At 38.1% G+C, this 23175-nt stretch carries 17 protein-coding genes; 8 read left to right on the forward strand and 9 right to left on the reverse strand.

Translation table 11 applies throughout. The annotated features are described in order from the left end of the window. Positions 1-28 precede the first annotated feature (28 nt). On the forward strand, positions 29-736 hold the full coding sequence (locus tag L0668_RS08690; protein WP_235311830.1) for a YIP1 family protein: 708 nt from the start codon (positions 29-31) through the stop codon (positions 734-736). Here L0668_RS08690 and L0668_RS08695 read toward each other — a convergent pair. Next, positions 729-1562, reverse strand: coding sequence for a DUF3025 domain-containing protein (locus tag L0668_RS08695; RefSeq protein ID WP_235311832.1), 834 nt, complete (start codon positions 1560-1562; stop codon positions 729-731). The genes L0668_RS08690 and L0668_RS08695 overlap by 8 nt on opposite strands. Before the next feature lie 88 nt (positions 1563-1650). On the opposite strand from L0668_RS08695, the gene L0668_RS08700 reads away from it, so the two are divergent. Further along, entirely contained in the window at positions 1651-3297 is a 1647-nt protein-coding gene (locus L0668_RS08700; RefSeq protein WP_235311833.1) for a M28 family metallopeptidase, read from the forward strand. 137 nt (positions 3298-3434) lie between these two features. Further along, positions 3435-4490, forward strand: coding sequence for a hypothetical protein (locus tag L0668_RS08705; RefSeq protein ID WP_235311834.1), 1056 nt, complete (start codon positions 3435-3437; stop codon positions 4488-4490). A 420-nt stretch (positions 4491-4910) separates the two neighbouring features. Here L0668_RS08705 and L0668_RS08710 read toward each other — a convergent pair whose 3' ends face one another. Further along, complete coding sequence (locus L0668_RS08710) at positions 4911-5996, reverse strand: glycosyltransferase family 2 protein (RefSeq protein WP_235311835.1); 1086 nt, start codon at positions 5994-5996, stop codon at positions 4911-4913. A gap of 699 nt (positions 5997-6695) precedes the next feature. Between L0668_RS08710 and L0668_RS08715 the strand changes: the two genes are divergently transcribed. Then, positions 6696-6938, forward strand: a complete 243-nt coding sequence (locus L0668_RS08715) for a zinc-binding metallopeptidase family protein (protein ID WP_370659891.1) — start codon at positions 6696-6698, stop codon at positions 6936-6938. An 849-nt stretch (positions 6939-7787) separates the two neighbouring features. Here the strand turns inward: L0668_RS08715 and L0668_RS08720 are convergent. The 7 genes from L0668_RS08720 to L0668_RS08750 all read right to left on the reverse strand — a co-directional run bounded on the left by L0668_RS08720 (position 7788) and on the right by L0668_RS08750 (position 15604). Continuing rightward, positions 7788-8321, reverse strand: coding sequence for a prepilin-type N-terminal cleavage/methylation domain-containing protein (locus L0668_RS08720; RefSeq protein ID WP_235311836.1), 534 nt, complete (start codon positions 8319-8321; stop codon positions 7788-7790). 749 nt (positions 8322-9070) lie between these two features. After that, positions 9071-9637: a YceI family protein gene (locus L0668_RS08725; protein WP_235311837.1), complete on the reverse strand. Its 567-nt coding sequence runs from the start codon at positions 9635-9637 to the stop codon at positions 9071-9073. 70 nt (positions 9638-9707) lie between these two features. Further along, positions 9708-10256, reverse strand: coding sequence for a cytochrome b (locus L0668_RS08730; RefSeq protein ID WP_235311838.1), 549 nt, complete (start codon positions 10254-10256; stop codon positions 9708-9710). Between the two features lie 1030 nt (positions 10257-11286). Then, positions 11287-11568, reverse strand: a complete 282-nt coding sequence (locus tag L0668_RS08735) for a type II toxin-antitoxin system RelE family toxin (protein WP_235311839.1) — start codon at positions 11566-11568, stop codon at positions 11287-11289. Continuing rightward, a complete protein-coding gene (locus tag L0668_RS08740) occupies positions 11568-11810 on the reverse strand; it encodes a YlcI/YnfO family protein (protein WP_235311841.1) in 243 nt (80 codons plus the stop codon). Before L0668_RS08740 ends, L0668_RS08735 begins: the two co-directional genes overlap by 1 nt. A gap of 675 nt (positions 11811-12485) precedes the next feature. Next, complete coding sequence (locus tag L0668_RS08745) at positions 12486-13898, reverse strand: UvrD-helicase domain-containing protein (RefSeq protein ID WP_235311843.1); 1413 nt, start codon at positions 13896-13898, stop codon at positions 12486-12488. Next, a complete protein-coding gene (locus L0668_RS08750; RefSeq protein WP_235311845.1) occupies positions 13895-15604 on the reverse strand; it encodes an ATP-dependent nuclease in 1710 nt (569 codons plus the stop codon). The genes L0668_RS08745 and L0668_RS08750 overlap by 4 nt, the downstream gene beginning before the upstream one ends. A 918-nt stretch (positions 15605-16522) precedes the next feature. Between L0668_RS08750 and L0668_RS08755 the strand changes: the two genes are divergently transcribed. The 4 genes from L0668_RS08755 to L0668_RS08770 all read left to right on the forward strand — a co-directional run bounded on the left by L0668_RS08755 (position 16523) and on the right by L0668_RS08770 (position 23152). Further along, positions 16523-16792, forward strand: a complete 270-nt coding sequence (locus L0668_RS08755) for a hypothetical protein (RefSeq protein WP_235311846.1) — start codon at positions 16523-16525, stop codon at positions 16790-16792. Positions 16793-16795: 3 nt separating this feature from the next. After that, complete coding sequence (locus L0668_RS08760; RefSeq protein ID WP_235311847.1) at positions 16796-18217, forward strand: amidase family protein; 1422 nt, start codon at positions 16796-16798, stop codon at positions 18215-18217. After that, on the forward strand, positions 18217-21558 hold the full coding sequence (gatB/aspS, locus tag L0668_RS08765; protein WP_235311848.1) for a bifunctional amidotransferase subunit GatB/aspartate--tRNA ligase AspS: 3342 nt from the start codon (positions 18217-18219) through the stop codon (positions 21556-21558). Before L0668_RS08760 ends, gatB/aspS begins: the two co-directional genes overlap by 1 nt. A gap of 280 nt (positions 21559-21838) precedes the next feature. Then, entirely contained in the window at positions 21839-23152 is a 1314-nt protein-coding gene (locus L0668_RS08770; RefSeq protein ID WP_235311849.1) for a GGDEF domain-containing protein, read from the forward strand. Positions 23153-23175 lie beyond the last annotated feature (23 nt).

A 23175-nucleotide genomic window follows, 5' to 3' on the forward strand; every position in this document is an offset into this window, starting at 1 on the left:
CACTACACATAGTTATTAGGAAATATTGATGGAACTAGTCTCCAACCCGATTCAAGCCATGCAGGATACATTTACCAAACCCAATCGGGTATTTGCCACCATAGCCAAAACCCACAATTGGTCATGGTTACCTTTTTTGCTGGTATCTTTTGTGTCTACTTTACCTATTTATTATTACTTTAATTTTATTGATTTTGACTGGTATCGAAATATGGTGATTGAAACCTCTGCCGGTGATTTAAGCCCGGCAGAGCTGGATATGATGCGCCAAGCCATGCAACAAACTCAAATTCTATGGGTAAGTGTTATCGGCGTGGTTTTTTCAAGCATCATCTCTAATGCGGTTCTCGCTGTTTATCTAAACTACGCCACAAAATCAGACGAGGAATGTGTACAAGGATTCACCGATTGGTACGGTTTTACTTGGTGGGTGAGCATGCCAACTGTAGTGATAAGCCTTATTACTATGGCTATTGTACTTTTAGCGTCTGATAATCAGCTCTCTCCTGCGGCATTAGGTCCAACGTCTTTAGCTTTTATTTTAGGAATAGAAATGGATTCAGCTTGGTTTTCCTTAACTCAAGCCATTCGTTTAGAGTCAATTTGGGTGATGTACTTAATTGCCGTTGGTTTAAGTCAATGGACACAATTACCTAATAATAGAACCTATCTTATTGCCTGTGCGCCTTTTGTGCTCATATGGGGAATTTGGGCCGCTATTTTACTAGTCAGTTAAGCCCGCCAGACAAAGTTCTAGGTTTAGGTTTTGGCCTAAAGTAGTCTGTATTTGCGTAAAATTCAGGATCCTTATTGGCATTCCAAACCTCTGGAATGCCCAATAAAGGTAATGGAAATAACGGCTTATTTTGTAAAAATAGCTTCTGCTCAATAATTTGTTTTAGCAATAAATCATCGAGTAATAACAACTGTTGCTGATAGGCTAATTCGTGAAAACCTGTCTCAACTTCTATCGCCAACCATTTGCCGGTTAAACCAATAAATGGCGCAAGTAACATCTCTAAATTTGCATGACCAAACATATAAGCATTTAATTGTTTACCCCATAAACCTCTATTTTTTACAAAAACCTGGTGCCATTGATGCTCACTTAGTTGCGATATTAACTCTTGATTATTAACTGATTTTTCATAAGTAATGATCACCCCACATTCATCAAAATGGGTTAAATTATTACGTTGTAAGGTGCGAGGAGAGAGACCAAACTGCTCAATATCTTGCACATGCAGCTGATTGAGTAACCTTTTCGTTTTCGGAAATTGTAACCAGATCAAACCATTAAATAAATCATGCCAGCTATTGGGTCTTGTAGGTACAATATTTTTTTGAAATATAATTTGTTCATAATACAGATCTGGCTCTTCAATTTGTGACTGACATACAAACTCAGGCAAGTTTTGTGTGCAAGCGGCTAAATTTAATTGATTGAGTCCAACAGCATTCGGCCAATCATCAAATTGAGTTAATGAAAACAAGCTCTCTAGTTGCCGTATGTGTAACATATCTAATTGATTTGAATATTCTTTATGCCACTTTTCACACATATACTGGCAACTCCAACAAAAACGATTTAAATAGATGATTTGAAGTCATTATAATGAAGCCATTATTTCTATCCACAAGAGTAAATCAATGAAAACTCGCGCTACACTTTTTACCCTCAGTATTTGTCTAGTGACTTTATTCACAGCCTGCCAAGATAAAAAAGAATCACAAATAGCAGTGACTGATAATTTTTCTCAGGTGTATCAAAATATTAATACTGAAGATCTAAAACGCCATATCAAAACCCTCGCGTCTGACGAGTTTGAAGGCAGGTTACCTACCACAATAGGTGAAGAAAAAACCTTAGATTATTTAACCAAAGAGTTTACTCAATTGGGTTTCCAACCTGGCAATGGTGATAGATTTTTGCAACCCGTTGAACTGGTAGAAATGACAGCAGATCCGAATATGGTCATGACCATAGGTGATAATACATTTGTTTATAAAGAACACATGATGGCATCAACTAAGCGTGAGCAAAAGCAAATTGAATTAAAAGACTCCGAACTGGTCTTTGTGGGTTATGGGGTGAATGCCCCAGAATATGGTTGGAACGACTACGCAGATTTAGATGTTAAAGGTAAAACGGTAGTGATCTTGGTGAATGATCCAGGTTTTGAAAACCCAGAAAGTGGCTTATTCCAAGGTAAAACCATGACCTATTATGGCCGTTGGACATACAAATACGAAGAAGCCAGTCGTCAAGGTGCGGCTGCTGCGTTAATTGTACATGAAACAAAACCAGCATCTTACGGTTGGTCTGTAGTGGCGAATAGTTGGAGTGGTGCACAATATGGCCTAGTCACAGAAAATGGCAACGCCGACAAGGTGGCAGTTGAAGGTTGGTTAACCCTAGAAAGCGCCACTAAAATTTTCGCAGACGTAGGCCTAGATTTTCAAGCAGAAAAACAAAATGCCATGCTGGCCAACTACCATAAAACTATTGGGTTAAAAGCTTCAGTCACCATAAATAACAGCTTTAAAAAGTCCACCAGCTACAACTTTGTGGCCACACTACCAGGCACCACAGCTGCAGATGAACACCTAATTTATACAGCTCACTGGGATCACTTAGGTAAGGATGAAAACATAGAAGGCGATCAAATCTACAATGGAGCCCACGACAATGCCACGGGTGTTGCCTCTAGCTTAGCCGTGGCTAAAGCTTATTCACAATTGAACATAAAACCTAAACGCTCTGCTACATTTTTAATCGTCACAGCTGAAGAACAAGGTTTGTTAGGCTCAAAGTATTACACCGAACACCCGATTATTCCTCTGGAAAAAACGGTAGCCAATATCAATATGGACGCCATGAATGTACTAGGCAGAACCAAAGATGTTGCAGTAGTGGGTATGGGCAAATCTGAGCTCGAAAGCTACTTAACTAAAGCCGCAAAAGCGCAAAAAAGATATTTAGTGCAAGAAAGCAAACCAGAAGCTGGATATTACTACCGTAGCGATCATTTTAACTTTGCCAAAAAAGGCGTACCTGCTCTGTACGCAAAAGGCGGGACTGAACCTATTGATGCAGCCACAGCGGATTATCGCAAACGCACCAATGTGATCATCACAGGTTGTTACCACCAAGTATGTGATCAGTATCGCGAAAAATGGGACCTATCAGGCATTCAAGAAGACGCGCAATTATTATTTGAAGTAGGCTACGACATAGTCAATTCAAACGAATGGCCAAAGTGGGCCGAAACCAGTGAGTTTCAACGAATAAAATAATCAAAAACAATAATAAAGATAGGAACATAAACTCCAATTAAATGATTTAATGCTCTATTTCTTAAAATATAGAATTTGACAGGGTTCTCGTGATTTGAAAGTCTAGGGATATTAAATCTTTAATTAAGTAGAATTTAATGAACAAAACACTTTCAGCTAAATTAATAGGCCGTATTCGGAACCTTAAAATGAAAGTAGAGTCGTATCTACATTTAAAAGGTATCCCAATAGATGACTGTAGAGATGAGATTGAGAGTCAACTAAAACTCTCTGTTTCATCTAAAGTATTCCAATTTCCGTTGCCTAAAAATATCCATTACGCAACAGTCAAAGATCGCCCTAGAAATAGTGGGTTAACATCTGTAGGTTTTATAAATTCGACTCATGTTATATGCTGTGACTTTAATGAGAAAACGTCATATTACTCTGAAATAATTGGAGAAAAGTTAAATATATTAGATAGTCACCCAACCATAACCTCTGACGGAATGCCTGTTCAAACTGATTTAATTGATGTAAGAAAAAACGAATTTGTGGTGTCAAATTTCTATCAAGGCTCCGTCAGCCATTATGAAGTTATAGATCATAAAATAAAATTCATACGTGAAATAAATCATAATAGTTTCAAAAATTTACATGGGGTCAGATTTATCCCTAACTATGATTCTTTATTATGGCTGGCTTATTGTGGTGGTAATAACAAATGCCACCAAATTTATGATATGAAAAAAAACAAAGTAATACATGAGTTTAGTACTGATCAACAATGCCAAGATATTTCTTTTGTTGGAAAATATGCTGTTGTCTTTGCTCGAACGGACCATATTGCTAAAGGTAACGTTAAGCTAACTAAAAATAGTCCTAAAAATACAATGTTCGCCACAGCTTATATATATGAGTTACCCAAAAATATCTACGAGGCCCCCCCAATTATAAAAAGAATATGGAAAGGTAATGGGCATATAGATTCCACTAAAGCCGGACCAAATGGCTGCATATATGCGGCCAACCAATACTTAGACAGAGTCGATGTTCTTAAAGTAGATCAATCTGGTATTATGTCACTAATACAAACTATAGATGGTTATGAATTACCTCATGGGCTTGACATCAAAGGAAAAGAGCTAGCTGTTACATGCTACCAAGATTCGACTTTGCGAGTAGCTGAACTCACACCATCAAATTTAATCTAGTTATAATTTAACCCATAGAACTTTAAAGACAATCACCTATAAAACCTAGCCAAAGAACACATAAATACTTTATTCAAAATTGGCAGGTAGCAGACGATATTACCAACTTTGCTATCCAACTATGGGCCTATGCGGTGATGAGCCATCACAACCATTAGGTATTGTATATTAATTACAATCAAAGCCGAATTTTAGTGGCACAGGGACTAGTAGATAACGAACAATAACCTGCTTTAATCACTGAAGTTCAAAAATACTTTTACTATGCCACTGACTGTGAACACTTGGTGTTAAACATTGGTCGGCACACCCTGCATCCATTAATACCAAGTGTGGACAAAGTCGAAACTTTGCTCAAACACCTCTAATCTAGTTCATACCGACTAAAATTCGTGACGAAAAATAAAACGTGCCATACTTCTAATCAAAGAACTTATTATTTTTCTCTACCCCCAACTTTATTTTAATGAACGCCAATAAAGGAACATGTGATAAAACCAAACTTGGAAACAACAACCTAACGATGCGGTTTTTTATTTCCGCCCTTAACCAACGTTTAAAACTAAAATGGCTTATCCCAGTCCCAGCTAAGACTTTTCCAAGTTCCGAATTTTGTTGATTTAGGGCAGAAATCAGCTCTGTTACGGCTTTTGCTCTTCGTGATACATTCTCTTGCGCAATTTTAAGTTCTGCTTCGATGTTAGTATTACTACAAAACTGTTCAAACTTCCCCTGATAATCGTCTAACTGTTTTCTATAAATCGATGGAATACAATCGGAACCTTTACTAGTCCATCCTCTTCGATTTAGTTTAAAACCATTTGATAAATTATTGACAGTAGGATTTGACCGGGCAATTAAAGCCAAATACTCCTCTTTAGAGCGAACAACTCTATGAAGTACAATGCCCTCTGAATGGAAGTGAACACGATCATCTTTCATACGACCGATGTGACAAGAGTGAAACTTTGCATCTTCTTGACCGGTTCTAATCATATATTTTGTAAATTTATCAAATTCCCCCATCATATCTGCGTGTAAACACGAAAAGGGCAACTTGTCACCACTAGTAGCAAACCACTGAAAGCTAATCACTGAATGTTCGAACATTCCATTTTCAGCTAAAGCTAATAAATCCTGATCTAACAATAAAAACTCATCAATATCTAAATACAAAATATAGTCAAATTCGTCAGCTGAGGTGGCAATATATATATCAGCATAACTTTTTGACTGTAACGGCGTATAATTCAAAAAATCTTTATTAATCCGACTTAACAACTCTTCTCGTTGATCATTCTCTATTCCGTCTACAACTTTGTATTTAACCGGTAATGTATCCCCCAACTTGTTTAATAAGGATACAGAGTTGTCATCGGTATTGTTGACATACACCAACACACTGTCTATGCCAATATTTAAATGGTGGTATATCCACTCAGGTAAATAGGCAGCTTCATTTTTTGCAATACCTGCAAGAAGAATTCTAGGTTTTTCGATTTTCATACAGTATTTTTCACTTAATTTTAAAACCTATAAAAACGGTTTAATACATTGTACTTTTTGTAACAATACAGTTTATCTCAAGTTGAATTACCCCAATATTGCCCCCACTTTTGATCTCAATCATATTTCTTTTTTTATTTCATCATCAACTCTGAGGTAGTTACCAAATTTCATATCTAATTTATTCCAATACTCGTCAAAAAAGTGCGTTGGTGAACAAATGTGCCTATCCATATCATATTGGATAAAAACCTCGCTTTAAAGCTATGACACTTATATTCCTCAATACTGCCATCAACTAGAATATTTTTGTCTTTAACGCTGTGCAATGGTTGATGAGTAACCGCGTCAAAATCACCTTTTAAGCAATTATTCACTATTTATAATATTGTGTTCACGTCACATTTAGCTTTACCAGCCCAAAATATGCAACTGCTTTTTAACACCACTAGGGCTAGACTTTAATACAAATTACAAAAGTAGTAAGAAGGACCAAATATTTAGATTGTTATAATTACCAATTAACATCCTAATATCAACAATCCACCCTTCATAAAATCATGCTGCTTGATGAGTCCAAAATATCGGCAGAGCCGAACTTTAAATAACCTTATTGGATGGCGAAGCCATGCTTTTGATTTACCTTCGACTACAAATTAGCCAGTAAGTAATTGGCTTGCCGGATGGCCCGATAGGGGCATGGACAAATCTGAGCTCGAAAGCTACTTAACTAAAGCCGCAAAAGTACAAAATAGACATATAGTGCAAGAAGGCAAACCAGAGGCTGGATACTACTGCCGCAGCGATAAGTTCCGTGAAAAATGGGATCTGACGGGCATTCAACAAGACGCACAATTATTATTTGATGTGAGCTACAACCTAGTCAATTCAAATGACTGGCCTAAATGGGCTAAAATCAGTGAGTTTCAAAGACCAAGGTAACAATAGTTTTTGTCAAAGGTTATAGATAAACAAATGCGGGATAGTCAGTTCTTCAAGTTAAAGAGCGAACTATCCGTAACAGCCAACTAATTAATAGGCAACTGCAACGCTCTCAATGAAATTATTAAAAGACAGCTTAGGAAAACTGTCATCCAGAACTCATTTAGTTAATAAGTAGAACGATTTGCTCTTTATAAACAAGCTAGTTTTTTCTGTAAGCATTGTCTCTATTTTAAACAATTAACAAAAGCACCAGCTTGTCATCTTCGTCAATTGTATAAAATACTCTGAAATATATCTCAGGGCTGAGGTTTCAATGATATGTGAAAGGCTACGGTTATCGCTTTGCGCAAAAGCCCTAAATTTTGCATATATACCTTCACTTAATCTTAACGTTACCGTCTTTGACATGGCTTAATTCTCAATTTATGGAACACAAATAGAATACATCCGAATACGAAAACTAACAGGCGCATCAATCCTACCTCTGTACTTGTGAGTTGCAAAAAGCAAGACCTGGTTCCACGTTGCGTTAAATAGCTAAGGAAAAAGCATGGCTTCGCCGCTAAAAACATTGAACCACAGAGGGCGCTGTGACCGCAGAGGAAAAGACAAAACAAGCGCAGGTAAAAGCAGACTATGGCCGAGTAAAGCAGTGAGTAGAAAGCACTAGAATTTAATCACCATCCGTCATTTACATAGACAACAACTTCACTAACTAATTGTTATAATTAGACTTAGCCAAAATAAAAATAAACATGGATGGCTACTTAATTTTTCTAAGATACATAGGTTTAAGTAGAAGTAATTAAAAAATACAAGACCAGTACCTACGTATTCTATTCAGATTTAACAACCAGAAGTAATATACTCAATACTTGGAGGTGTATTCACATCCACTGCCATGTTGTAAATCAAATAACAATTGGTCGCTACGATGGGAACTTGATTAACATATTCGCCAGATGTCCAAGTAAAAGATGCCATGGTTAAATAAAATATAGTTCGCCCGTAATTTGTTGACCAAATCCACTCAGTATCAAAATTACCACCCATGGCTTTTGACACGCCATCACTGCGAGAGCCGCTGGGATAGCCATACCGAGTTTCGATATCGGTAATCCCATCACCGTCCAAATCCACGTTACTCAATTCTGCGTTTTGTACTCCTTGAATAACTGCTTTGGCATATACCAATTGGCTAGCAGAATCTATGCTTCCCCCCATTGATTTCAATACTGAAATATTAGCTTCACTGCTTACATCAATAAATTTAGGAGCGGCGGTTACCGCTAAAATGCCCAGAATAACAATGACAATAATCAACTCGATCAAAGTGAACCCACTATGGGTAGTAATGTGTGAAGTCGGTATTTTGTTCATTTTCTCTCTTTACAACGGAATTATGATTGGGCAATACTTAGTAACTTGAACTAATCCTTACAAAGCATACCTATTGAAGATAACAAGAACAATCAAACAAGGATTTAATTATAAATATACTTTAGGATATCAATCGATAACAAAGTAAATTAAGAAAGTGAGGCTTCAGAGGACCCTATAAACCTTAAGTTTTCTATCTCCACCTCTCATCATAGGTGATACTCGTCTACCTGCTTGGGCTTCAATTTATTGTCGAAACTGCTCACTGCCTAACGGCCAAGCTTTGTTCGTTGCGTCTGTTATTTTCTCTAATGACAAATCAGGAATATGATGTTTGAACAGTACTTAGTAATAAGCTTTTCGCTCAACGTTAGTTTTACCTAGCTACAGGTAAAGAGGGTGAGCAGTTATTCGTTTAATTTTTTTGTCTAGGCGGGATTAGCGTAATAACGACTCCAAGGGCATTCTATTTGGTGTTGAACCATATTCGCTCTTACTGAACTAAGTACTATATGACGACTAACGGTAAGTATTTTTCAGTATCCACTAATGTAGATTTATAACGCCCTTCCCATAAACTATCTGTTCGATTATGGGTTTGATTAATTTACCTAACCTTGTCTCTTACACCATATATGGTATTACTACCGAATGAATTAATTGAGCGGCCCCTCTTATCATCTAAACTCAAATATAACGAACAAGGTTTCCGGTTGACGCCCTTGTTCGTTTATTAAGTGTTAATTGAATTACTGGCGAATACCTTCGATGTGTAATTCTAGCTCAATATTGCCTACCCAAGCATTTTTGAAATCGTAGTCTGCAACGTTGATAGTTGTGGTACCTGTGAAACCTGCACGGTAACCATTCCAAGGATCTTTACCTTCTCCAACTTTTACTGCATCGATAACAATAGAACGTGTTACCCCATGTAGTGTGAAATTACCTACTACTTCAAGTTTCTTATCGCCCTTATCTACGATCTTTGTGCTTACAAATTTAGACTCTGGGAATTTATCAACGGATAAAAAGTCATCGCTTCGTAAGTGTTTGTCGCGCTCTGCGTGATTACTGTCGATACTGGCAGGATCGATATTGACTGTGATCTTTGATGCTGAAGGGTTTTTATCGTCGTACGTAAAGCTACCATCAAATTTGTTAAAGCGGCCTGTTAACCAGCTATAGCCTAAGTGACTCGCTTTAAAATTGATAAATGCGTGTGCGCCTTTTACATCTACCACGTATTCAGCGGCGTTTGATAATGTACTTGCGGCTATAGCAAAGGTTGCTAATAAAGTTATTGTAAGTTTTCTCATTTTTCTGTCCTTATATGTAGGTTAAATTTAAGTAGTTAAATATTAGAGGTTATATTTAGGGTTAATGTATTTATGAACGAGGTGTTTTTGTCATTCGAGTAAGAGTTTCGTCTTTGTCGATAAAATGATGCTTTAATGCCGCCGTAATATGGCCGACTATTAAAACCATAATGGTGTAAGCAGCATATTCATGGATTACACCAGCAACGTCTTCTTGATTAGGAATAAGTTCTCCCATAGAAGGTATGGTAACAATTGAAAAAAGTTCAATTCCTCTACCATCCGCAGTTGAGATTAAGTAACCACTCATCATTATTACTAACATGGCAATGTATAATGCTATATGACCTAAACGAGCAAACGTTCTTTCAGTACTGCTTTTGGCGATAGTGTCAGGCTGCGGCGTTGCAAACTTCCAAGTTATTCTGAATAAAGTCAAAGCAAACAGAAGTAGTCCGAACGCTTTATGGTAATAAGGAGCGACTCGGTACCACTCACTATAATACGATAAATCCACCATCCAAAATCCTACTGCGAATAATGTTAATAGCATCAAAGCGCTTATCCAATGCACCAATTTACTTATTAATCCAAATTGATTGTTTGAATTTTTAAGCATGCTAGTTCCTGTTTGTATTTAAGTTGCAATGAGTTTACATGCAATTGTGTAGGAATAAATATGTAAGATTTGAACAGTTTGTTCAAAATATTTGATGCTTTACTCCCCCCCTCATTTCTAGCTCGTGAGTGGTTAGATATTTATTTACGTGACTAAGTAAAGTAGTGCGACCGGTTAAATTTAAAAGACCTAGAGCTGAGGTTTTGGAACAAAATGAAAATAGTAGAAAAATTTACTCTGCCCCCATTTTGCATTAGATAACTAAGAGAAAAAGCACGGCTTGGCCGCTAAAAATATTGAACCAAAGAGGGCGCAGAGATCACAGAGGAAAAGACAAAACAAACACTGATAAAAGCAGAATATGGCTGAGTAAAGCTATAGGTAGAAAGCACTAGAATTTCCCCCCCAATCCCCGTCATCCCTGCCTGCTCTTAGCAGGGATCCATAGTGACAAACCTTAAAAGACTAAAAGCTATTTACCACAGAGGTCACAGAGAACACTAAGGAAAAGTGCAGATAAAAGCAGAATATTGGCTGAGTAAAGCTGTAGGTAGAAAGCACTAGAATTTAATCCCCCAATCCCCGTCATCCCTACATACTCTTAGCAGGGATCCATAGTGACAAACCTTAAAAGACTAAAAGCTATTTACCACAGAGGGCACAGAGACCACGGAGGAAAAAACAAAATAAGCGCTGATAAAAGCAAAATATGGCTGAGTAAAGCTGTAGGTAGAAAGCACTAGAATTTAATCCCCCAATCCCCGTCATCCCTACATAATCTTAGCAGGGATCCATAGTGACAAACCTTAAAAGACTAAAAGCTATTTACCACAGAGGGCACAGAGACCACGGAGGAAAAAACAAAATAAGCGCTGATAAAAGCAAAATATGGCTGAGTTAAGTAGTAGATAGAAAGCACTAAAATTTAATATCCACCCGACATTTAAATCGACAAAAAACTCACTAACCAATTGTTATAATTAGATTTAGCTAAAATAAAAATTAACATGGATGGCTCTTTATAAACATGTTAATTTTTTCTGTAAGCCTTGTCTCTATTTTCAACAATTAACAAAAGCACCAGCCTGTCATCTTCATCAATTGTATAAAACACTCTAAAATTCCCAATCCTGTATCGCCAAGTATTGGGGGTGTATCCTTTTAGCTTTTTGATGTTTATACCAAAGTGAGGCTCTGATTTAATTTGCGGATAAACATAATCCCTTAGTTTACTGTGGACTAATGCTTTATCGCGCTTTTGGAGCTTGTTGATGCTTTTTATATATTCATCAGTTTCAAATAAATTGTACATTAGTCAACAAGCTTACCATTTCTATTTTTTGCATCACTTAGCGCTCGTTTTAAACTTTTTTGCAATTCATCATTATTATCTATTTCAGTCATTTCAAATTCATCAACGTACTCATACTCTGAAATATATCTCAGCGCTGAGGTTTCAATGAAATTTGAAAGGCTCCGGTTATCGCTCTGCGCAAAAGCCCTAAATTTTGCATAGGTATCTTCACTTAATCTTAACGTTACAGTCTTTGACATGGATTAATTCTCAATTTATAGAACATACAACTAGAATACATCCGAATGCAAAAACTAACAAGTGCATCAACCCTGACTCTGTACTTGGGAGTTGAAAATACAATGCCTCCCCCCATTTTGCGTTAGATAACTAAGTGAAGAAACACAGCTTCGCCACTAAAAATATTGAACCACAGAGAACACTGAGACCACAGAGGAAAAGACAAAAAAAGCACTGATAAAAGCAGAATATGCCTGAGTAAAGCAGTGGATAGAAAGCACTAGAATCTAATCCCACCCGATATTTAAATCGACAAAAGTTCAGTAACTAATTGTTATAATTAGATTTAGCCAAAATAAAAATAAACGTGGATGGCTTTTTAATTTTTTTGTTTATTGCAGATATTTCAACGAACCTGACCCCACAGGTTCGTTAAATAGCTAAGGGCAAAAGCACGGCTTCGCCGCTAGAAACACTGAACCACAGAGACCACGGAGGAAAAGACAAAACAAGCGAAGATAATAGCAGAATATGCCTGAGTAAAGTAGTAGCTAGAAAGCACTAGAATTTAATCCCCACCCGACATTTAAATCGACAAAAAACTCACTAACTCATTGTTATAATTAAACTTAGTTAAAATAAAAATAAACATGGATGGCTCTTTAATTTTACTTTAATTTAGCTTTATTCCGCCCTTAGTTTTTAAGAGCTTCAAACCCAATAGACTCAAGGCTCCTAACAATGTCATCATGGTTATATTTGTCGCCAAGTAAATCCATGTCTACTGCAACAATAAGCTCTGACTCAGCTCTCGTTAATGCTACGTAAACAATATTCCAAGTCTTGTTGAACTTGGTTACAGAATCCTGCATTAAGCATTTGAAAATTGCTGGCGTTAAGATTAAGACACATACCTTAGCCTCTAAGCCCTTAGTGCGGTGGATGCTACTTACTCTGTACTTGGCCGAATTATCCTTGGATGCGCTGTATTGCTCAGCTGATCGGCAAAGCTGTTTGAACAACTCTTTGTCATACGGAATTTCCAGCTTGGCAAGAAATTTACGAATTGAACCGTTATTATCATTCTTAGATAAAAGAGAGGCAAAGAAACGCTGTAATGAATATGTGACCACCCCATCTTCGTATTCGGGAAATTTCACTGTAAGTAGCTCTTCTACCTCAGGGTCAAACTCGGGTAATAATCCTGCTTGTTTGGTTGAGTAATTACCTTCTTTTCTCAAGATACTAACTAAACTTCCATTCTCAATGTAGTTGCTAAGTACAGCATCGTAATGGTCATTTTCTGTAGTAATGTATGTTAAGCGCCCTTCAACTTCAGACAAGCTGACCTGATCTTGGCCTTTTGGACAGAAAGTATTTGATAGATCTAGGATTCTCTGTGGAACCCTACGCGACGTCTTAATATTCGGTAGCACTTTAACTTTTTCGTTGGCTTTGTTTGTAGCTAACCACCCTTTGAAATCTTTTGGGTAATCAATTGCTTGTTTGGGATCACCTACCATATAAATGTCAGCTGAAATCTCGCCGATTGTCTGAAAAGCCTTAAGAGCGGTTTTATCAAGGTCCTGAGCTTCATCAAGGAATATTTTGTCGATCGCACTGCTTATCAGTCTATGAACTTTCCTAACTTTAGATTTCTTTTTCTGGCTGTTGTGTTTTGAATAGTTTTCATCGACAACTCTCCATGCCGCAGCATATGTTTCATCGACATGTATTACCCCAATTTTCTTAAGCCTTGAAATGGTGCTCTTGGCTTCTCTTTGTTTTTTCTCAGCAGACTTGCTAGGAGGAAAGTTTGAGAACGTTTTGCATTGTGAAGAAGTGGTGTGTACTTCATTTAAGACGAAAGGAGAGTAAGGGTAAATTATCTCATTCAATAGAAACGTGTGAACTGTGCAAACTACGATATTATCTGGCAAGTATCCTAGTTGATTTATAATAGCTTGAGAGATGTTTTGCTTGGCATTATTGGTATAAGTGATCGCAAAGATCTTCCTATACGATGTTGAGTCGTAGTGCGCGACAATTTTTTTAGCAAGGCCATGAGTCTTACCTGCGCCAGCTCCAGCTATTTGAACTTCAATCATGCCATGAAATCCAAGGCTTCTTGAATGTGCTTTGGTAACTTAATCGGATCTTTGTTCCCTTCCTCTAGGATGGAGTCAGCTATCCTAAGCATTCTGTCGGCTTTGCTTTTTTTCAGGAACTCTGCCATTTCACCAGAAGTTTTGTACTTTTTATTGAAAAGTTTGTTCAAGCGGTCAAGGTTTCCATCAACTTCTGCAAGATCATCTTCGAGCGTATATTTCGTAGTGGTTCTTACTCGAATATTGTCGTTTTCGGTATCGTATTTTTGATGTTTGTCTTTGGTTGAATCATTGTCATCATAATCTCGAATTATGCTTAACTTCTTCTTAATATTGCCTTTGTTGACTTGCAGCCAAACGTCCATGAAAGTTGTGAAGCCAGTTTGCTCAATAGAAATCACTTCAAGACTGCTAACATTTTCGTTATTACGATAGAGAATAGCGTTAATCAGCATTTCTTCGGTAGTGCCTTCAACGAGTACAGTCTTATTACTCAGTAGTAGTTTTAGAATGTCGAAGTTAGGTCGCTTACGAAGGTAATTAGTGAGATATTTCTTACTATCAGTTAGGTGGATGGCATTATTTCCAGATAGGACGATCACGTTGGTTAGCTCGAGTTTATTGATGACCTGTGGACTATGAGAGCTAATTAATGTTTGTAGAGATGAGCCGCCTTTTTGTGTGCTTTTATATATGAAATCAGTTGCGAAGCGGAGGTTATTGACACTTAGGTGTGCTTCAGGCTCTTCGATACAGCAGAGGTTGAGTGCATTCTTATTGCCGCTGAAGAATTCAAATAATAGGTAGATGTACACTAGGTTACGATACCCTAGACCACGCTGATACAGATAACTTTCACCAGACTTCAAAGTGATGTTTGATAGGATACTTTTTAAATTAGGCAGGTTCGGGATACATTCAAGCTTATCAACAATCTCGTCGAAGAAGTTCTCGAAGTCGGGAGCAGGTGCAACGATTTTTGTGAATGTCTCGGTGGTTTCGATTGCATCAAAAAAAGAAGTGTACGCGCTGTTAATTTTGGCTTTATCAGAATCCTCGAGGGAAGAAATCAGCATTTTGGTCAGAATGTTGTTTGATTTCTGTGTGTTGCTCTCGGCAAAATCGTCACGTTCAGCATTGATAAAGTTGATGGCTATAAGCCTTAGATCAGAATAGCTAACCTTTAACCCATTATTGCTTATCGTTACGTCGTAGTCGTACAGTTCTATTGGTAGGTTGAACCAGCGAGTATCTTTTATATCCTTGATGCCTTCGAGTAGCTCCTTGGCAGTTTTAACAAATTGATCTACATCTTTGGGTCTGAAGTCGTAGCGAATCTTATAGCTATCTTTGGCTTCTTCACCAATTATCCACTTACCAATTACTCCTTCTTCAATAATGTTCTTTGGTTCAGTGAACTCAATCTCAACTCGAACATTTGGAATCAAAGCTTTTATTTCATCATCTTCCTTTCCGTTAATGATAACTTGGTAAAAGTCTTTGATTGCTTCACGGTTGATATCCGATATTGAGAGACGTTTATTATTGAAGCTAATGTCGTTGCTGTTGAGTGGCAAGGCAAGTGCGTCGAACAGGTTGGTTTTGCCAGCTTCGTTTTCACCGATAATAAGACTGAGTGGTGAAAGTTGTATTTCAAAGTTTTTGAATGCTCGATAGTTTTTAATTTCGACGGTACGAATGTACATTTATATTCCATGTATTTCTTGCTTGTAATCCTGTTCACAAAGGTAACAGTAAACAAGGAAGGCTAAAACAAACTTAGACGAAAAAAATAGTGTTTCTGGAACCAATAGGGTCAGAACCAATAGGGTCAGGTTCTTTGAAATCCTGAGAACCAATAGGGTCAGGTTCTTTGAAATCCTGAGAACCAATAGGGTAAGGTTCTTTGAAATCCTGCATTTAGCTTTACTGCAACGCCATGCTTTTGATTTACCCGCGACTACAAATTCCCCATCAAATCATTGGCTTGTTGAGTGTCCGAGCAAGGACGCTCGGACAAGGCAATCTTTTATAGCTGGGAGCGGCTTATTGCCGTCTCAACATCAAAGCCAAGTATTTAATGGATTAGGAATTTGATCGGAGCAGAGACTTTCTTGGTTACTTCTTTTATCGTTTGACCAATATTTACTGGATAAATATGGAACGCACTTTAGTGCGGCCCGAAGGGTGAAATATATGGATGTATTTCATAAAAGAAGTAACTGGTGAAGCAGGGATGCTTTATCAAACCCGCAATGGATTGCGGTGAGCAAAGCGAATGCCCCGTGAACGAAGTGAATAATAAGCGCAGCGCATAAATAAACAGCGTGCGAAGCACAGTAAGTGACGAAGTCACGCATAGTAAAAACAGCCATTAAAAAACTCTAAAGTTAGCGTAAGAATTAGTGTATACTCCCTCGCAATTTAACCTTACACGTACCTAAGAACATATTTCAATGACAAACAACGCGCAAAATAATAATTGGAATGGTAATAATCTTAACTATTAGGTTCGGAAGGTTTCTCAATATTAAAAATAAAAACCTTCCAAATTCGGAAGGTTTTTTTTGGATAGCTGAATGTGCTTTTAGCACCCAAATGCCACACAAGGTAAATAATTAACAATGAATAAAGTCATGACTGTCGATGTTTTGTCGAGTATTAAAGGCGCAACGCCTTCAGAGGCAATAAACAAATTGTTTGAGGTAATTAACAAGGCTAATTTGTCTACCGGTGATTCAGTAAATAACAGCAATAAAAGTGCTGTGTCGGTAGAAAGCCTCAGAGAAGATTTGGTTGTTGGATCAAGCGAACTCGAAAAACAATTGATAGTTGAAAACTTTCCTAAAGAAAAAAATGGCTATTTAGTCGTGGCAAAAGTAATAGAAGCCTAAAATATGCAATCTCAAATAAAGCACACGCAATCTCAAATAAAACATATTCATCAACAATTAGTCAGCAAACACATTAGCTGTGTCGATTTGGTTCAACAAAAACTCGACTTGCTTAAGCAAAATTCTAACGGCAGTGTGAATGCTTTATTAGATACCTATGCCCTTGAGCTTGCCCAAGCAGTAGATGCAAAAATTGCTAAGGGTGAAAACATTGGATTACTTGAAGGTATTCCTTTTGGTGTAAAAGACGTATTTATGTTGCAAGGTACCTATACCACTGCCAGTTCAGATTTTCTAAAGCAATACAAATCAGCCTATACCGCCAGTGCAATTCAAAAACTGTTAGACGCTGGCGCTATTCCTATTGTTAAAGAAAACTGTGATAGTTTTGGTCATGGTTCGTCTAACGAAAATACTATTTTTGGTGCAGTCAAAAATGCCCAAGACGAGACGTTAGTGGCAGGTGGCTCTAGTGGTGGTTCGGCAGTCAATGTAGCTAAAGATTACACTGTGTTTTCTATTGGCGGCGACACGGGTGGCTCGGTTCGTCAACCTGCGGGATATAATGGCGTATATGGTTTAAAACCTACCTATGGTCGAATTTCTCGCTATGGTTTAATGGCTTATGCATCGTCAACCGATTGTGTTGGCCCCTTAGCCAAATCCGTTGAAGATATCCGCATTGTGTTAAACACCATAAGTGGTAAAGATATAAAAGACCAAACTACTTATGATTCTAGCCAGATCGACGAAACAACCTTAGAAAACGCTAGCGGTATTAAAGCTGTGGGTTATTTTAAAAACCTACTGGAAAACGATGCGATGGATCCGACAATAAAAGCTGACTTTATGGATTCTCTTGAAAAATTAAAAGCCAAAGGTATTCAGGTCAAGGCGTTAGATTTCTTAGATGCCGACACCTTAGTTTCAACCTACTATATTCTGGCCATGGCAGAGACAGCCTCTAACCTTTCCCGTCTTGATGGCACCAATTATGGCAATCGCATTAACGCAGAAAACCTAATCGAAAGTTATGCCGTGACTCGCTCTGAAAATTTTTCAGAAGAAAGTAAACGCAGGATAGTCGGCGGCAACCAAGTTTTGTCTCAAGGTTTTTCTGATGAAATATATCTGAAGAGTTTGGCCATACGAGACAAAATCTCAGCTGATTTCGAGGGTTTTTTCCAAGATGTGGATATTGTACTATCGCCGGTCACACCAGGTTTACCACCTAAAGTAGGCGACAGTCTGAAAGACCCCTTGGCTATGTATTTATCTGATGCCTTCACGGTCGGATTCAGCCTGGGTCAATTACCCACACTCACGGTACCAAAAGGTACTGCAACAGGTATTCAAATTACAGCAGCTAAAACCGAAGATGAACGGGTTTTACAGTTTGCTCACTTGCTAGAAGAAACATTATAATGGATTTGGATTATTTAAACGATTTACTCGACAAACACGACCTTGAACTAGTTATTGGTCTTGAAACCCATGTGCGATTAAACACCAAAACTAAGTTGTTTTGCGCTTGTGCAAATGAAGAGTCAGATACACCTAATCAGAATATTTGCTCTGTGTGTACTGGACAAATGGGTGTGTTACCAGCACTTAACAAAGAAGCCATTACCAAAGCCATATATTTTGGTAAAGCGGTGAAGTCTACTTTCAGTAACCCTGTGACTTCTTGGGATCGTAAACACTACGAGTACCCGGATAACCCGAAAAACATCCAGATTACTCAGTTTCATAACCCCATCATACCTGATGGTGATATTTCTTGTTTTCGCAAAGATGGTTCACAATTTAGTGTGAGTTTAACCCAAGTGCATATTGAAGAAGATGCCGCCAAGATGATGCACGAGCGCGACGTGTCTTTGGTTGATTTCAATAAAGCCGGCGTGCCGCTTATTGAGATAGTCACCGATCCTTGTATGCGCAATATCGAAGATGCCTCTACCTATGCTCAGTATATTCAGCGCATAGTGCAAAGCATTGGTATATCTGAAGCCAACCTTGAAAAAGGCGAATTTAAGTCAGATGTGTCGGTTTCTTTACGTAAAAGAAATACCACAGACCTTAATCCACGTACCGAAATCAAAAACTTAAACTCCTTTAAGTTTATGGTTGAATCCTTAAAAGAAGAAGTTGAAAAGCAGCTTAACTATTACATTGAGCATGATGTTTTTCGCCCTGACCAAACCACAGTGTTATGGGATGAAGATCTAAAACAAACCAAAACCATGCGTAAAAAAGAGTTTGAAGCAGATTACCGCTTTATCTCAGAGCCTGATTTGCCATTTGTAGATATTTCACAGGTAGTCGACGCAATTGAAGTGGATGTAGAGACCTTACCTTTTGCCATTGAGTCTATCTTGATCGAAGGCGGCGTAGTTCCCCAAGATGCTAAGTTTTTTACCGCCGAAGCTGTGCGTGCAAAAACCTTTATGGATATCAATAATGTCCTAAAAGATCCTTTGTTTATAGCTCGTACGTTAGTGAATGTTATCCCAGCTGACGACTACAAAAACATTCATGACACCGCAGTGCTTACCGATATTTTTGCTCAATTCAAAGACGGCAAAGTTAACTCGGTATTGGTGCAAAAAGCGGTGAGTGAATATCTAAAAGACGCCAGCTTTGAATATAAAAAGTACTTCCAAGAAAACAGCATCTCAGAAGATAAAATTACCGATGCCATCAATACGGTTTTAGCACAAAATGCAGCTATTGCCTCCGACATAAAAGCCGGTAACCAAGGTAAAGCGGGCATACTGGTTGGCAAAGTCATTGCCATTATTGGTAAAGGTGCATCGGGTAAAGTCATCCGTGAAGGTATATTAAAGGCAGTTAATGCCTCAGGCAGCAGTGATACTGCAGCAACAGCCAGTACACCAACCACGGTTAAAAATGGCGAGAAGCAAAGTGTCAAACAAGTAGAAGAAGTTCTACCCGAAACCCCACTTATTGTTAAAGAACACTATCGTACTCATAAAATCTCTGAATTATCAGAAGCATCCATTGCTCAGGAAGTCACCCTGTCCGGTTGGGTAGCCAGCGTGCGCGATCACGGCGACTTAATGTTTATCGATTTACGTGATTCTAGCTACCAAATATTCCAAGTACGCTTGAGTCGCGAGAGTTTCGCTAATTTCGATGAGTTGGTTACTCTAAAAGCCGAGTCTGTGATTGCTGCCACCGGTACCGTAATCAAGCGTAGAGAAGACGATTGCAACCCAGGATTAAGAACCGGTACCCTTGAGCTAGAAACCACTAAGCTCGAGATTTTAAACCTTTCTAGAAGTTTGCCTTTTGAAATCGCCAGAGCCACAAAAACCAGTGAAAACATTCGTTTTCAACACAAGTATCTAGATCACAGAAACAAAGAAGTGCGCAAAGTCATTATTGACCGTCACAAGGTAATCAAACTGATTAGAGACATGCTTGATGAAGACGGCTTCTTAGAAATGGAAACCCCTATCTTAAGTGCTGGAACCGATGAAGGGGCTCGTGAGTTTATTGTGCCTAGCCGTAAAGAAGCCGGTGCTTTTTATACCTTGCCTCAGGCTCCGCAACAGTTTAAACAAATGATTATGGTCAGTGGTTACGAGAAGTACTTCCAAGTAGCTCGCTGTTTCAGAGACGAAGATTCAAGGGGAGACCGTCAACCGGAGTTCACCCAGTTAGATATCGAAATGGCCTATGCCAGCATGCAAGATATCATCGACTTAAACACTAAGATGTTTAATACGATAGTCAGAAAAATTTATGGCAAGAAATGGAAGTTGCATGACTTTGCAGTCATCACCTACAAAGATGCTATGGATAAATACGGTTGTGACCGCCCAGATTTGCGTTTTGGTTTACAAATGCAAGACATCACAAATATTGTTAAAGATACTAGCTTCCAAGTATTCAGCAAGCCTATTGAACAAGGCGGTATCGTTAAATGTATTAAAGTGTCGGCTGAAGAACAAGGCCGTAAACGTTTATCCAAAGGGCAAATCGAAAACCTTACGGCCCTTGCTCAGCAAAACGGCCTAGGTGGACTTGCCTATATATTTGTCAACGAAAACGACCTGCAGTCACCTATCATTAAGTTTTTGGGTGAAGACATTGCTGCAAAAATTATTGCCGCAAGTGGCGCCCAGGTTGGCGATGTAGTGTTTTTCTCGGCTGCTAGTTATGAAGTGGCAAACAAGGCATTAGATGTTGTTCGTCAAGAGCTGGGTAAAATGCTTAAGTTAATCGACCCCAAAGAGCTTAGACCTGCTTGGGTTGTGGACTTCCCTATGTTTGAGAAGACCGATGATGACAGATGGACCTTTACCCACAATCCATTCTCAATGCCAGCTATTGCCGACGTAGAAAAACACATGAACGGCAAAGAAGACGAAATCGGCACTATCATCGCCCAGCAATATGACTTGGTGCTAAATGGTTACGAAATTGGTGGTGGTTCTGTCCGTGCTCATAAACCTGAGATTTTAGAAGCTACTTATAAAAACATGGGATACAACAAAGAAGACATGCTGAAAAGCGTAGGCACTTTGTATAAAGCCTTCCATTATGGCGCACCACCACACGGCGGCATTGCCTGGGGTATTGATCGCTTAATGATGTTGTTAGGTAAGAAAAACTCGATCCGTGAAGTGATGGTGTTCCCGAAAACAGGCAGCAGCGAAGACTTACTGTTTAACGCGCCATCACTTTTATCAGACAAAAAAGTCGAAGAAATGAACGTTAAAGTGATCAAAAAGCAATAATAATTTGAATTGATTTAGTTTCGTTTAATTAATAACAAAAGCAAAAATAAAAACCAGAGCCCTTGCTCTGGTTTTTTTATTTAAAACATAAGTTTACCTTCTCATTCACTCGTAACGCTAAATTTGATTTTCAAAAACCTAGCCACTAAGCTCATCAGACAATTAAAAAAATTAATTCATCAATAATTGTATTTTAGACAAGGACGAAAACTTTCTACCCATAAGGATGATTTACACTCAGAATTAGTCAAAGTGGCTGCCTTTTTAAGGAAGTAAATATTTGAACTCTAAATTAACTAATTTACTTTATTTAGCAGCAGTAAGCCTGACAATTATTGCGCTATTAAGTTATCCGCTGATCCCTAAACGTGAGTTATTTTTACTACCAAATTCAGCGTTCCCAACTTTTAGCCTAGTAGATAAAGAAACAAACGGAAATAGCCAAGCTAAATGGTTAAAACCAGACCATTCAATGTGGTATTGCAATATGAAAAAAGGAGCAAAAATCCCATCTTGTAATTTTGGGCAGTACTTCAACAATGACATAAGTCAATGGCACATTGGTCTCAACTTAAGCCAATATCAAACTATCAACTTTGACGTTAACTACCAAGGACCAGCAAATTATATTCGTATTTATTTACGTAGCTTTGACCCTGCTGTGAGTGATATTAATGAGTTCAATAGCGCACAATTTATCACCACAACCATTCGTAAAGTAGATTTTAATAAACCTTTGGTCTACGACTTTAATGAATTGCATTTAGCCGACTGGTGGGTGAGTGAGTTTGATGTGCCTAAACATCATGCAAGAATAAACTTAAATCATGTCACAGAATTAGGTATCGATTTTGATGAAAAGTCGCCGTTAGGTGAACATACTTTTCAAATTAATAATATTTCATTAAGCGGAGATTATATTGAAAAAGAGCATTGGTACTTAGGTATTCTATCCTTGTGGTTAACTGGTATTGTGCTCAGAGTCGTCTATCAGCTCAACAAGTTATATAAACGCAATAAACAAGAAAAAATTCGTTTAGCTGAGATGACAAATTACGCCCAAGAGTTAAAGCAAAAGTCAGATACCTATAAAAACCTATCAATCACTGATGCGTTAACTCAAACCTTAAATAGGTATGGCTTGCAGAATCACTTGCAAATACTGTTAGAAAATTCAGCCACCACTCAAATTGGACTGATCATTCTAGATATAGACTTTTTTAAACGTATCAACGATAAATGGGGACACAATATTGGTGACGAAGTGCTTTGTTCTGTGGGACTGCTGTTAAACAATTCAACACGACAAACAGATCTAGTAGCAAGATGGGGAGGAGAAGAGTTTGTTATTTTGTGTCCTAATACGGAAAGTCCGGCATTATTTTCCCTAGCCGAAAAGTTACGAATTGAAATCACTCAATTGGAATTTCTTCAGGACTTCTCTGTCACCGCCAGCTTTGGTATGTCCATGATGCAACCAACAGAACAATTCGAATCAAGTTTCAAAGCAGCAGATGAGGCGTTATACAAGGCGAAAAATAAAGGGCGTAATTGCTGTGTAGTCACACCAAACTTTTTTAATAAATATGGCTAAAGAATTCAAAACATCTGTCTTCT

Origin of the sequence: Paraglaciecola algarum (assembly GCF_021532655.1) — a bacterium.
Taxonomy (GTDB): Bacteria; Pseudomonadota; Gammaproteobacteria; order Enterobacterales; family Alteromonadaceae; genus Paraglaciecola; species Paraglaciecola algarum.

What these genes read in the sequence shown, in the direction of transcription:
- L0668_RS08690 (WP_235311830.1), top strand. Translation starts at nt 29, where the DNA reads ATGGAACTAGTCTCCAACCCGATTCAAGCCATGCAGGATACATTTACC.
- L0668_RS08695 (WP_235311832.1), bottom strand. Translation starts at nt 1,562, where the DNA reads ATGTGTGAAAAGTGGCATAAAGAATATTCAAATCAATTAGATATGTTA.
- L0668_RS08700 (WP_235311833.1), top strand. Translation starts at nt 1,651, where the DNA reads ATGAAAACTCGCGCTACACTTTTTACCCTCAGTATTTGTCTAGTGACT.
- L0668_RS08705 (WP_235311834.1), top strand. Translation starts at nt 3,435, where the DNA reads ATGAACAAAACACTTTCAGCTAAATTAATAGGCCGTATTCGGAACCTT.
- L0668_RS08710 (WP_235311835.1), bottom strand. Translation starts at nt 5,996, where the DNA reads ATGAAAATCGAAAAACCTAGAATTCTTCTTGCAGGTATTGCAAAAAAT.
- L0668_RS08715 (WP_370659891.1), top strand. Translation starts at nt 6,696, where the DNA reads ATGGACAAATCTGAGCTCGAAAGCTACTTAACTAAAGCCGCAAAAGTA.
- L0668_RS08720 (WP_235311836.1), bottom strand. Translation starts at nt 8,321, where the DNA reads ATGAACAAAATACCGACTTCACACATTACTACCCATAGTGGGTTCACT.
- L0668_RS08725 (WP_235311837.1), bottom strand. Translation starts at nt 9,637, where the DNA reads ATGAGAAAACTTACAATAACTTTATTAGCAACCTTTGCTATAGCCGCA.
- L0668_RS08730 (WP_235311838.1), bottom strand. Translation starts at nt 10,256, where the DNA reads ATGCTTAAAAATTCAAACAATCAATTTGGATTAATAAGTAAATTGGTG.
- L0668_RS08735 (WP_235311839.1), bottom strand. Translation starts at nt 11,568, where the DNA reads ATGTACAATTTATTTGAAACTGATGAATATATAAAAAGCATCAACAAG.
- L0668_RS08740 (WP_235311841.1), bottom strand. Translation starts at nt 11,810, where the DNA reads ATGTCAAAGACTGTAACGTTAAGATTAAGTGAAGATACCTATGCAAAA.
- L0668_RS08745 (WP_235311843.1), bottom strand. Translation starts at nt 13,898, where the DNA reads ATGATTGAAGTTCAAATAGCTGGAGCTGGCGCAGGTAAGACTCATGGC.
- L0668_RS08750 (WP_235311845.1), bottom strand. Translation starts at nt 15,604, where the DNA reads ATGTACATTCGTACCGTCGAAATTAAAAACTATCGAGCATTCAAAAAC.
- L0668_RS08755 (WP_235311846.1), top strand. Translation starts at nt 16,523, where the DNA reads ATGAATAAAGTCATGACTGTCGATGTTTTGTCGAGTATTAAAGGCGCA.
- L0668_RS08760 (WP_235311847.1), top strand. Translation starts at nt 16,796, where the DNA reads ATGCAATCTCAAATAAAGCACACGCAATCTCAAATAAAACATATTCAT.
- gatB/aspS (WP_235311848.1), top strand. Translation starts at nt 18,217, where the DNA reads ATGGATTTGGATTATTTAAACGATTTACTCGACAAACACGACCTTGAA.